The following is an 11,038-nucleotide window of genomic DNA, read 5'->3' as shown; positions in this document are numbered from 1 at the left end:
CGCCGGTGGCAGGAGCACCGGTGAAGGCGGCCCCGTACGCGCACCGGTGGCGGAACCCGTCGCCCGCACCGGTCGGCCCGCTAACCCCGCCGCGGGTCGCCCACCTCGCGGCACAGCAGGCAGAAGGGCCGCTCGCCGATCCGCGTGAGCACGACCGTCACCGACTCCGGGCCGGAGGCGCGCAGGTCCCGGCGCAGCTTCTCGGTGTCCACCGCCGAACCCCGCTTCTTGACGGTCACCGTCCCCGCCCCGAGGCCGCGCACCGCCGAGCGCAGCCGCTTCAGCGAGAACGGCAGCACTTCCACCACCTCCAGCACCCGCCACAGCGGCGAGAGCACAGCGCTGTCCGCGGTGAAGTACGCGATCCGCTCGTCCAGCAGGGCGCCGTCCACCCGCGCCGCCGCCTCCGCCACCAGGTGCGAGCGCACCACGGCCGGGTCCGGGTCGTACAGGTAGCGCCGGGCCGACGCCACCGGGGCCGGGCCCAGACCGGGGTCGGCGTCCAGGTGCGCCACCGCGCCCTCGCGGGCGAGCAGCCCCTCGCGCTCGTGCAGCACCGTCGCCCGGCGCCGCGGCCCGTCGGCCAGCGCGCCGAACCACAGGGCGGTCTCCTTCAGCTCCCCGTCCACCGAGATCCACTCGGCCGCCGCGTCCCCGGGCAGCGCCTCGTGCGGGACGCCCGGCGCGGCCTTGAGGCAGGCCGCCTGCGCCCCCGAGGCCAGGTCCACGGCCGTGTCCCACGGCGGGGAGTAGGCCGAGGGGTCGAACACCCGGCCGCGCCCGCCCCGCCGGGCGGGGTCGCAGAACAGCAGCGGGTACCGGCCGGGCGCGGTCGCGGAGGCGTCGCCCTCGCGGACCCGGGCCAGCCCGGACAGGCCCAGGGCCCCGATGTTGGCGCGGGCCACCGCGACCGTGAGGGGGTCGGCGTCCACGCCCTCGACCGGAACGCCGCGCGCGGCCAGGGCCAGCAGGTCCGCGCCGACCCCGCAGCACAGGTCGCCCGCGGCGGCGCCGTCCAGGCCCCGCCCCGACGACCCGGCCGAGCCGATCGCCCCGGCCATGCGCTCCGCGCGGTAGTCGGCCACCACGCGCCGGGTGGACTGCTCCAGCCCGTTGGGCGTGAAGAACATCCGCCGCGCGAGTTCGCCGAACTTGGCCCGCCCGCGTTCGCGCAGGGAGACCTGGGTCAGGACGGCGTTTACCAGCTCGGATACGGGTAGACCGGGGTCGAGGGCCGCCACGCGCGGATCACCGCGCAGCAGTGAGGCCGCGGCGAGCTGGTCCCCGGCGGCGGCCTTCGGGTCCACCCCCGCCAGGACCTCCCGGCCCGCGTCGGTGAGCAGGGCCTCGAAGGCGGGCAGGCGCATGGGTTCCCCCCGGGCGTCGAAGGAGCGGTGTTCGGACGCGACCGGGCCCCGCCCCGGAGGGAGCCCCCGGGGAAGTCCCCTGACCGGGGGTCACGGTCACATTTCCATTCTGGCACTCTCGGGGGTAGAGTGCTAACCGCGACGAGGCCGGTCTGGCACCCGCGACGACAGGCCGCCGTGGTCGCCCCTTTTTCGCAGTCGGTCCGTGCACCAGTGCGGGCCGAGATCAGTACACCGAAACCTTGAAGGGGGAGGTCACACCGTGTCGACCGCCACCAAGACCGTGCTGAAGCCGCTCGAGGACCGCGTCGTGGTCCGGACGCTGGAGGCCGAGCAGACCACCGCTTCCGGTCTGGTCATCCCGGACACCGCCAAGGAGAAGCCCCAGGAGGGCGAGGTCCTGGCCGTGGGCCCGGGCCGCTGGGACGACGAGGGCGAGAACCGCATCCCGCTGGACGTGAAGGTCGGCGACGTCGTCCTGTACAGCAAGTACGGCGGCACCGAGGTCAAGTACGACGGCGAGGAGTACCTGGTGCTCTCCGCCCGCGACCTTCTCGCTGTCGTCGAGAAGTAGGTCTCCGCGGGGCCCGCTCCATCGGGCCCGGAGCCATCCGCATCCCGCACCGGTCGGCGCACAGCCGGGCGGGCGGGATGCTCTCTTTCGACCAGCCTGAAGAGGAAGCACCCACATGCCGAAGATCCTGGAGTTCGAGGACGACGCCCGTCGCGCCCTCGAACGGGGCGTCGACCGCCTCGCCAACGCCGTCAAGGTGACGCTCGGCCCGCGCGGTCGCAACGTCGTCATCGACAAGAAGTTCGGCGCCCCCACCATCACGAACGACGGCGTGACCGTCGCCCGTGAGGTCGAGCTGGACGACCCCTACGAGAACCTGGGCGCCCAGCTGGTCAAGGAGGTCGCCACCAAGACCAACGACGCGGCCGGTGACGGCACCACCACCGCGACCGTCCTGGCCCAGGCCCTCGTCCGCGAGGGTCTGCGCAGCGTGGCCGCCGGCGCCTCCCCGATGTCCCTGAAGAAGGGCATCGACGCCGCCGCCGCCAAGGTGTCGGAGATCCTCCTGGAGCGCGCCCGCCCCGTCGAGGAGCGCGCGGACATCGCCTACGTCGCCACCAACTCCGCCCAGGACGCCCAGATCGGCGACCTGATCGCCGAGGCGTTCGACAAGGTCGGCAAGGACGGCGTCATCACGGTGGAGGAGGCCCCGACCTTCGGTCTGGACCTGGACTTCACCGAGGGCCTCCAGTTCGACAAGGGCTACGTCTCGCCCTACTTCGTCACCGACGGCGACCGCCAGGAGGCGGTGCTGGAGGACGCGCTGATCCTGATCAACCAGGGCAAGATCAGCAGCCTCAACGACCTGCTGCCCGTGCTGGAGAAGGTCGTCCAGAGCAAGAAGCCCCTGCTCATCATCGCCGAGGACATCGACGGTGACGCCCTGGGCGCCCTGGTGCTCAACAAGATCCGCGGCACCCTCAACGTCGCCGCGGTCAAGGCGCCCGGCTTCGGCGAGCGCCGCAAGGCCATGCTCCAGGACATCGCGGTCCTCACCGGCGGCCAGGTCGTCGCCGAGGAGGTCGGCCTGACCCTGGAGAACGTGGACCTCGACGCGCTGGGCGGCGCCCGCCGCGTCACGATCACCAAGGACGCCACCACCATCGTGGACGGCGCCGGGGAGCAGTCCGAGGTCGAGGACCGCGTCCGCCAGATCCGCAAGGAGATCGAGGCGAGCGACTCCGACTGGGACCGCGAGAAGCTCCAGGAGCGCCTGGCCAAGCTCGCGGGCGGTGTCTCCGTCCTGCGCGTGGGCGCCGCCACCGAGGTGGAGCTCAAGGAGAAGAAGCACCGCCTGGAGGACGCCATCTCGGCGACCCGCGCGGCCATCGAGGAGGGCATCGTCGCCGGCGGCGGCGCCTCCCTGGTGCACGCTTCCAAGGCGCTGGACTCGGACGACCTCGGCCTGACGGGCGACGAGGCCACCGGTGTGGCGATCGTGCGCCGCGCCCTGGTCGAGCCCGCCCGGTGGATCGCGGAGAACGCGGGCGCCGAGGGCTACGTGGTCACCCACCGCGTGTCGGAGCTGGAGGTCGGCCACGGCTACAACGCCGCGACCGGCACCTACGGCGACCTGACCTCGCAGGGCATCCTCGACCCGGTCAAGGTGTCCCGCTCCGCCGTGCAGAACGCCGCCTCCATCGCGGGCATGCTGCTGACCACCGAGGTGCTGGTGGCGGACAAGCCCGAGGACGATGAGGACGACGGGCACGGCCACAGCCACTAGGCACGGCGGCCGGGCCTTCCGTGGGCCGCGGGTCCCAGGGCCCTCGGGCCTTCCGGACCCGAGGAACCCCGGAGCACGGCCACGGCGGCCGGGGCGCGTCCGGCGGACACGGCCCGGCCGAGACGGGGGCGGAGCGGTTGCTCCGCCCCCGCGCACTATCACGCACGTCACAGGTTTCCCTCGGCGGCACAGATGTTTTCGGGTGATTTTCCCGAAACGTGACCATTCTGTAGTTGCCGATCCGAGTGGTTCAGTCCGGCGGTGGGGGCATCATTCCTAGCGTGACGGTGACGGATGCAGGCGCCCGGGGGCAGCGGGACCACACGGGGTTGAACCATCTGGGATCGCTGGCGGTCCGGGGGGACGACGGGGCGATGGACTCGCTGCTGCGCGAGGTCCGCCCCATGGTGGTCAGGTACTGCCGTGCCCGCCTGGCCCGGGTCTCGGGGCTGGCCCACTACTCCGACGACGTGGCCCAGGAGGTGTGTATCGCCCTGCTCTCGGCGATACCGCGCTACCAGGACCGCGGCCGCCCCTTCGCGGCCTTCGTGTTCGGCATAGCGGCCCACAAGGTGGCCGACACCCTGCGCGGTGCGGGCAGGGTCGAGACGGTGCCCACCGACTCCGTGCCCGAGCGCCCCGACGAGGGGCCGGGGCCCGAGGAGTCGGCGGTGCGGGTGATCGAGGCCCAGCGGGCCCGGGAGCTTCTCGACGAGCTGCCCGAGCAACAGCGCAAACTGCTGGTCATGAGGGTCATCGCAGGACTTACGGCGGATGAGACGGGACATGTTCTTGGAATGTCGGCGGGAGCGGTACGGGTTGCCCAGCACCGAGCTATTGCTCGGCTTCGGCAGGTGGCCGTGGCGAACCGCCTCGTCCCCTGAGCACTCCGGACGCCCCCGGCCCGGACGCCGCCGGTGCCCCGACCGCCCCCGGGTGCGCGGATACTGCCGCGCCCTCGGGCCGTCGGGCTACCTCCGCCCCTAGAGCCGCCCCGTCCTCCCGAGGCGCGTGCCACGGGTCGGGTCATGGGGTGACCACCTCATGTGACCCGTTGTGCGGCGACCGCCACCGGGGACCGCGGCGACGGCTCGGAACGGCCCCGACCGCCGCCTCCCCCTCTCCCGGGGACGGCGGGAACGGGGGGAGGACCCCGGACCCCCTGGGGCGCAGGGGAAACCGCGTGCGGGGCGGGGGCGGAGAGAGGGCCGCGCAAACCGTGAGGCTGGTCACTTTCGGCCCGGGGTGACGGGTCAAACACCCTGTTCCACCGGAGGCGCACGGGACCACGACCTAGGATGAGACGACACGCGAGGGCGAGACCGCGCAGGTGTGCCGGGAAAGCGGAGGTTGTGTCATGGGCCAGAGCCAGGAGTACAGCGACTACGGGGACAAACTCCTTCCCCCCGGACTGACCTACGACGACGTCCTTCTGGTCCCGGCCTACTCCGATCTCCAGCCGGGCGAGGTCGACACCACCACCCGCCTGTCGCGCAACCTCACGCTGCGGATCCCGCTGCTGTCCGCGGCGATGGACACCGTCACCGAGGCACGCATGGCCGTGGCGATGGCCCGCCAGGGCGGCGCGGGCGTCCTGCACCGCAACCTCTCCGTCGAGGACCAGGCCAGCCAGGTCGACCTGGTCAAGCGCTCCGAGGCGGGCATGGTCACCGACCCGGTCACCTGTCAGCCCGAGGACACCCTCGCCGAGGTCGAGCGCCTGTGCGCCCACTACCGGATCTCCGGCGTGCCCGTCACCGACGGCGCCGGGATCCTGGTCGGCATCGTCACCAACCGGGACATGCGCTTCGAGAGCGACCGGGGCCGCCTGGTCCGCGACGTGATGACCACGGAGAACCTGGTCACCGCCCCCGTGGGCGTCAGCCGGGAGCAGGCCTTCGACCTGCTGCGCAGGCACAAGGTCGAGAAGCTGCCGCTGGTCGACGGCCAGAACCGGCTGCGCGGCCTGATCACCGTCAAGGACTTCATCAAGAGCGAGCAGTACCCCGACGCCACCAAGGACGCAGACGGCCGCCTCGTCGTCGGCGGCGCCGTGGGCGTGGGCGCCGAGGCGGAGGAGCGCGCCAAGCGGCTCGTGGAGGCCGGTGTCGACTTCATCGTCGTGGACACCGCCCACGGCCACTCCTCGGGGCTCGCGGACATGATCGCCAAGCTCAAGGCCAACTCGCGCGCCGACATCGTCGCGGGCAACGTCGCCACCCGCGCCGGGGCGCAGCTGCTCATCGACGCCGGGGCCGACGCCGTCAAGGTCGGTGTGGGCCCGGGCTCCATCTGCACGACGCGGGTCGTGGCCGGTGTGGGCGCCCCGCAGCTCACCGCCATCCTGGAGGCCGCCAAGGCGTGCGGCCCGGCGGGCGTCCCGCTCATCGCCGACGGAGGGCTCCAGTACTCCGGTGAGATCGCCAAGGCCATCGCGGCCGGGGCCAGCACCGTGATGCTCGGCAGCCTGCTCGCGGGCGTGGAGGAGAGCCCCGGTGAGCTGATCTTCATCAACGGCAAGCAGTTCAAGGCCTACCGGGGCATGGGCTCGCTCGGCGCCATGCGCGGCCGCTCCTTCTCCAAGGACCGCTACGCGCAGGCCGACGTGGCCAGCGAGGACAAGCTGGTCCCCGAGGGCATCGAGGGCCAGGTGCCCTTCCGCGGCCCGCTTCAGGCGGTCGCCCACCAGCTCGTCGGCGGTCTGCACCAGTCCATGTGGTACGCCGGGACCCGTACGCTGGACGAGCTGCGCGAGCGCGGCCAGCTCATGCGCATCACCAGCGCCGGTCTGCGCGAGAGCCACCCGCACGACATCAAGATGACGGTCGAGGCGCCCAACTACAACGCCCGCTGACGCGGCGGCCGGGCGGCCCGGCGCCGCCCCCCTTCGGGGTCGATAGACTCACGGCGGCAGGAAACGCGCCGGTAGACCGTCCGGCGAGGCACGTCAGAGGGGATCGAAACGTTGGCTCAGGTGGAGATCGGGCTGGGCAAGAACGGACGCCGGGCCTACGAGCTCGACGAGATCGGGATCGTGCCTGCCCGGCGGACGCGGGACCCGGAGGAGGTGTCCATCGCCTGGCAGATCGACGCCTACCGGTTCGAGACCCCGCTCGTGGTCAGCCCCATGGACAGCGTGGCCTCGCCCCGGACCGTCGTGGCCGTGGGCGAGCAGGGCGGCCTCGGCGTGCTCGACCTCGAAGGGCTCTGGACCCGCTACGAGGACCCGGATCCGCTGCTCCAGGAGATCCGTGAGCTCGACGACGTCGCCGCCACCCGGCGGCTCCAGGAGATCTACGCGGCGCCGATCCAGGAGGAGCTGATCGGCCGCCGGATCGAGGAGATCCGCGACGCGGGCCTGGTCACCGCCGCCCGGCTGTCGCCGCAGCGCACCGCCCAGTACCACAAGGCGGTCGTCGACGCGGGCGTGGACATCTTCGTGATCCGCGGCACCACGGTGTCGGCCGAGCACGTGTCCGGCCGCGCCGAGCCGCTCAACCTCAAGCAGTTCATCCACGAGCTGGACGTGCCGGTCGTGGTCGGCGGCTGCGCCACCTACACGGCGGCGCTGCACCTGATGCGCACCGGCGCCGCGGGCGTGCTGGTCGGCTTCGGGGGCGGCTCGGGCCACACCACCCGCTCCGTGCTGGGCGTGGCCGTGCCGATGGCCAGCGCCATCGGCGACGTGGCCGCGGCCCGCCGCGACTACCTGGACGAGTCCGGCGGCCGGTACGTGCACGTCATCGCCGACGGCGGCATGACCGGCAGCGGCGACATCGCCAAGGCCCTGGCCTGCGGCGCCGACGCCGTCATGGTGGGCTCCCCGCTCGCGCGCGCCACCGAGGCGCCCGGCGGCGGCTACCACTGGGGCAGCGAGGCGCACCACAGCGAGCTGCCGCGCGGCGAGCGCCTCCACGTCGGCACGATCGGCGACCTGAAGTCGATCCTGCACGGCCCGGCCTCCACCAGCGACGGTTCCATGAACCTCATGGGTGCTCTTCGTCGCACGATGGCCACCTCCGGCTACACCGACCTCAAGGAGTTCCAGCGGGTCGAGGTCGTGGTCAACCCGCACTAGAGGGGTGTGTTCGCCCAGGACACGGACCCGAAAGGGCCGCGCCGGTCCCAGCCGGCGCGGCCCTTCGCGTGTGCGGCCCCGCCGCGCGGCGGCCCCCCGTGCCCGAGGGCGCCGGGCACGAGGGGCCGCCGGTCGCGTACTTTGGTTCCGGCGTGATGTGGAATTGACGTTTCCTTGACGATGTGGAGAGCCCATGGGTGAACGACGCACGTCCGGGGCCGAGGGGCGCCGGAGTCGTGGCCCGCTGGTCGCCGTCTGCGTGACGCTGACGGTGTGCCTGCTGCTGACCGGTGGAGTGGTCGTCCTGGTCAACCGGATCTCCGACGCGTTCAACGAGTGGTCGCCGCCCAGCGCCTCGGGCGTCGAGCCGCCGGCGGGCACGATCCAGACCCCGCCCCACGACGAGCTCACCGGCCCGCCGGAGCCCGCGGACGTGGCCCCGGAGGAGGGCGACCCCGCCCCCGAGGAGGCGGGCGCCGACGAGCGCCAGACCCCCGCCGTCGAGGAGCGCCCCAGCGCCGAGTGGCTCGACCAGGTGTCGGAGGCGACCGGGATCCCGCGCCGGGCCCTGGAGGGGTACGCGGGCGCGCAGCTGGTGGTCGCCCGGGACCAGCCCTCGTGCCAGCTGTCCTGGCCCACCCTGGCCGGGATCGGCTACATCGAGTCGCACCACGGCACCTACGCCGGGGGAGAGATCGGCGACGACGGCAACACGACCGTCGACATCATCGGCATCCCGCTGGACGGCACCAACCGGACCCGGGCCATCCCGGACACCGACGGCGGCCGGTACGACGGCGACACCGAGTGGGACCGGGCGATCGGCCCGATGCAGTTCATCCCGCACACCTGGGAGCGCTGGGGCGACTCCCCGTCCGGTGGCGACCCCGACCCGCACAACATCGACGACGCCGCGCTCGCCGCGGCCCGGTACCTGTGCGCGGAGGGCCGCGACCTGACCGTCGCGGCCGACTGGGAGGCGGCGATCCTGGAGTACAACCGCTCCGACGAGTACGTCGCCGACGTCCTGGCCTACGCGCACGCCTACGCCGACGCGGCCTGACCCGGCCGTCTGACCAGACGGACTGATCCGGTGGTCCGACCCGGCGGTCGGCCCTCGCGGGCGGGCCGTCTCCGGCCCGCCTCGGGGGCGCCGCGCGCCCTGCCCGCCGACAGCCGTCGCCCCGGTCCGACCGGGTCCGACGCCCCCGGCGCGTTGACGGTCACCGCCGGACCGCTCCTGCTGGTCCTCGACATCTCCCGGGGCCAGAGCGTCGGCTGGGCCTTTCGGCAGAGCACCGCGGTCGCCGCCCTCCCCGCCCAGGCCCTGACGAGGAGGTGAAACGCTTCCCGCCCCCATCCGAACTCCCCGTGACACGCCGGTGCCGGACACCCGGTGTGATCATCGACCCCGGTTAGCCTGGGGCCCTCTCGGATGGACACGGGCCCGGGGCGGGTATGCGCCTGGGAGGAGACCCATCGAGACGGAGGAGACGGATGACTACCACCTGGCTGGGACCGAAGGGGCGCGCCGAGACGCTCGCGTCGATGGCCGACGAGGAACTCGACGTCCTCGTGGTCGGGGGAGGCATCGTCGGGGCGGGCATCGCCCTGGACGCGGTCTCGCGCGGACTGTCCACGGGGCTGGTCGAGGCGCGCGACTTCGCGTCGGGCACCTCCAGCCGGTCCAGCAAGCTCATCCACGGCGGCCTGCGCTACCTGGAGCAGTTCGACTTCGAGCTCGTCCGCGAGGCGCTCCACGAACGCGGCCTGCTCCTCACCACCATCGCCCCGCACCTGGTCCGCCCGGTGCCGTTCCTGTTCCCGTTCGCCCACCACTGGGAGCGCGCCTACATCGGCGCGGGCGTCACCCTCTACGACGCCCTCGCCATGAGCTCGCGCAACAACCGCGGACTGCCCACGCACCGCCACCTGACCAGGTCCGGGGCGCTGCGGGTCTTCCCCGCGCTCAAGCGCAGCGCCCTCGCCGGGGCCATCCAGTACTGGGACTGCCAGGTGGACGACGCCCGCCTGGTCATCAGCGTGCTGCGCACCGCCGCCGGCCTGGGGGCCAAGATCGCCTCCCGCGCCCAGGCGGTCGGGTTCCTGCGCGAGGGCGAGCACGTCGTCGGCGCCACCGTCGCCGACCTGGAGGGCGGCGGCGAGCGGCGCGTCCGGGCCCGCCAGGTGGTCAACGCCGCCGGGGTGTGGACCGACGACATCCAGGAGATGGTCGGCGGCCGGGGCCAGATCCACGTCAGCGCGTCCAAGGGCATCCACCTCGTGGTGCCGCGCGACCGCATCCAGGCCTCCTCCGGGATGATCCTGCGGACCGAGAAGAGCGTCCTGTTCGTCATCCCGTGGGGCCGCCACTGGATCATCGGCACCACCGACACCGCGTGGGACCTGGACAAGGAGAACCCCGCGGCGAGCCGGGCCGACATCGACTACGTCCTCGACCACGTCAACCAGGTCCTGCGCACGCCCCTGGGCCGGGACGACGTCGAGGGCGTGTACGCGGGTCTGCGACCGCTGCTGACGGGGGAGTCGGAGGAGACCTCCAAGCTCTCCCGCGAGCACACGGTGGCCCATCCCGTGCCCGGCCTGGTCCTCATCGCCGGGGGCAAGTACACGACCTACCGGGTGATGGCCAAGGACGCGGTGGACGCGGTCGCGCACGGCCTGGGCAACGGGATCCCGGCCTCGGTCACCGACCGGCTGCCCCTGGTGGGCGCGGACGGCTACTGGGCGCTGTACAACCAGCGCCACCGGCTGGCCCGGAACTCGGGGCTGCACGTCTCCCGCGTCACCCACCTGCTGCGCCGCTACGGCGCCTCGGTCCACGACCTGCTCGACCTGGTCCGGGAGCGCCCCGACCTCGGCCGACCGCTCGCGCACGCCGAGGACTACCTGCGCGCCGAGATCGTCTACGCGGCCGAGGCCGAGGGGGCCCGCCACCTGGAGGACGTCCTGTCCCGGCGCACCCGGATCTCCTTCGAGACCTGGGACCGGGGCATCGCCGCCGCCGAGGAGGCGGCCGAGCTGCTCGCCGGTCCGCTGGAGTGGAACGAGGAGCAGATCGGGCGGGAGGTCGAGTACTACCGCAAGGGGATCGAGGCCGAGCGCGCGGCGCAGGAGCAGGACACCGACCAGGAGGCGGACGCGATCCAGCACGGGGCCCCGGAGATCGTCCCGGAGGCCAACATCACGCGGCCCTGAGCGCGCGGCGCGGGCGGTTTACCCGGGGGAGCGCCGCCGGGGACCGCCCGCGTCCGAGCCGCCGCACGGTCGGG

9 protein-coding genes are annotated in these 11,038 nt (G+C 73.1%); 8 read left to right on the top strand and 1 reads right to left on the bottom strand.

The window, feature by feature from the left end:
* Window positions 1–80 precede the first annotated feature (80 nt).
* Window positions 81–1,367: a class I SAM-dependent methyltransferase gene (locus tag NDAS_RS19915; RefSeq protein WP_013155031.1), complete on the bottom strand. Its 1,287-nt coding sequence runs from the start codon at window positions 1,365–1,367 to the stop codon at window positions 81–83.
* Between the two features lie 262 nt (window positions 1,368–1,629).
* On the opposite strand from NDAS_RS19915, the gene groES reads away from it, so the two are divergent.
* The 8 genes from groES to glpD all read left to right on the top strand — a co-directional run bounded on the left by groES (window position 1,630) and on the right by glpD (window position 10,964).
* Window positions 1,630–1,941 carry a co-chaperone GroES gene (gene groES / locus NDAS_RS19910; protein WP_013155030.1) on the top strand — a complete coding sequence of 104 codons (312 nt, stop codon included), beginning with the start codon at window positions 1,630–1,632 and terminating at the stop codon, window positions 1,939–1,941.
* Window positions 1,942–2,056: 115 nt separating this feature from the next.
* Window positions 2,057–3,667 carry a chaperonin GroEL gene (groL, locus tag NDAS_RS19905; RefSeq protein ID WP_013155029.1) on the top strand — a complete coding sequence of 537 codons (1,611 nt, stop codon included), beginning with the start codon at window positions 2,057–2,059 and terminating at the stop codon, window positions 3,665–3,667.
* A 287-nt stretch (window positions 3,668–3,954) separates the two neighbouring features.
* Window positions 3,955–4,551: a sigma-70 family RNA polymerase sigma factor gene (locus NDAS_RS19900; RefSeq protein WP_013155028.1), complete on the top strand. Its 597-nt coding sequence runs from the start codon at window positions 3,955–3,957 to the stop codon at window positions 4,549–4,551.
* 473 nt (window positions 4,552–5,024) lie between these two features.
* On the top strand, window positions 5,025–6,521 hold the full coding sequence (guaB, locus tag NDAS_RS19895; protein ID WP_013155027.1) for an IMP dehydrogenase: 1,497 nt from the start codon (window positions 5,025–5,027) through the stop codon (window positions 6,519–6,521).
* A gap of 120 nt (window positions 6,522–6,641) precedes the next feature.
* Window positions 6,642–7,745 carry a GuaB3 family IMP dehydrogenase-related protein gene (locus tag NDAS_RS19890; protein ID WP_041552882.1) on the top strand — a complete coding sequence of 368 codons (1,104 nt, stop codon included), beginning with the start codon at window positions 6,642–6,644 and terminating at the stop codon, window positions 7,743–7,745.
* A gap of 193 nt (window positions 7,746–7,938) precedes the next feature.
* Window positions 7,939–8,808: a lytic transglycosylase domain-containing protein gene (locus NDAS_RS19885; protein ID WP_013155025.1), complete on the top strand. Its 870-nt coding sequence runs from the start codon at window positions 7,939–7,941 to the stop codon at window positions 8,806–8,808.
* 30 nt (window positions 8,809–8,838) lie between these two features.
* Complete coding sequence (locus NDAS_RS19880; protein WP_013155024.1) at window positions 8,839–9,087, top strand: hypothetical protein; 249 nt, start codon at window positions 8,839–8,841, stop codon at window positions 9,085–9,087.
* Between the two features lie 155 nt (window positions 9,088–9,242).
* Complete coding sequence (glpD, locus tag NDAS_RS19875; RefSeq protein WP_013155023.1) at window positions 9,243–10,964, top strand: glycerol-3-phosphate dehydrogenase; 1,722 nt, start codon at window positions 9,243–9,245, stop codon at window positions 10,962–10,964.
* The last annotated feature ends 74 nt before the right edge of the window (window positions 10,965–11,038 follow it).

Origin of the sequence: Nocardiopsis dassonvillei subsp. dassonvillei DSM 43111 (genome assembly GCF_000092985.1) — a bacterium.
Lineage (GTDB): Bacteria > Actinomycetota > Actinomycetes > Streptosporangiales > Streptosporangiaceae > Nocardiopsis > Nocardiopsis dassonvillei.
The sequence above is the reverse complement of the archived record's forward strand: the minus strand, read 5'-3'. Positions and strand labels throughout refer to the sequence as shown.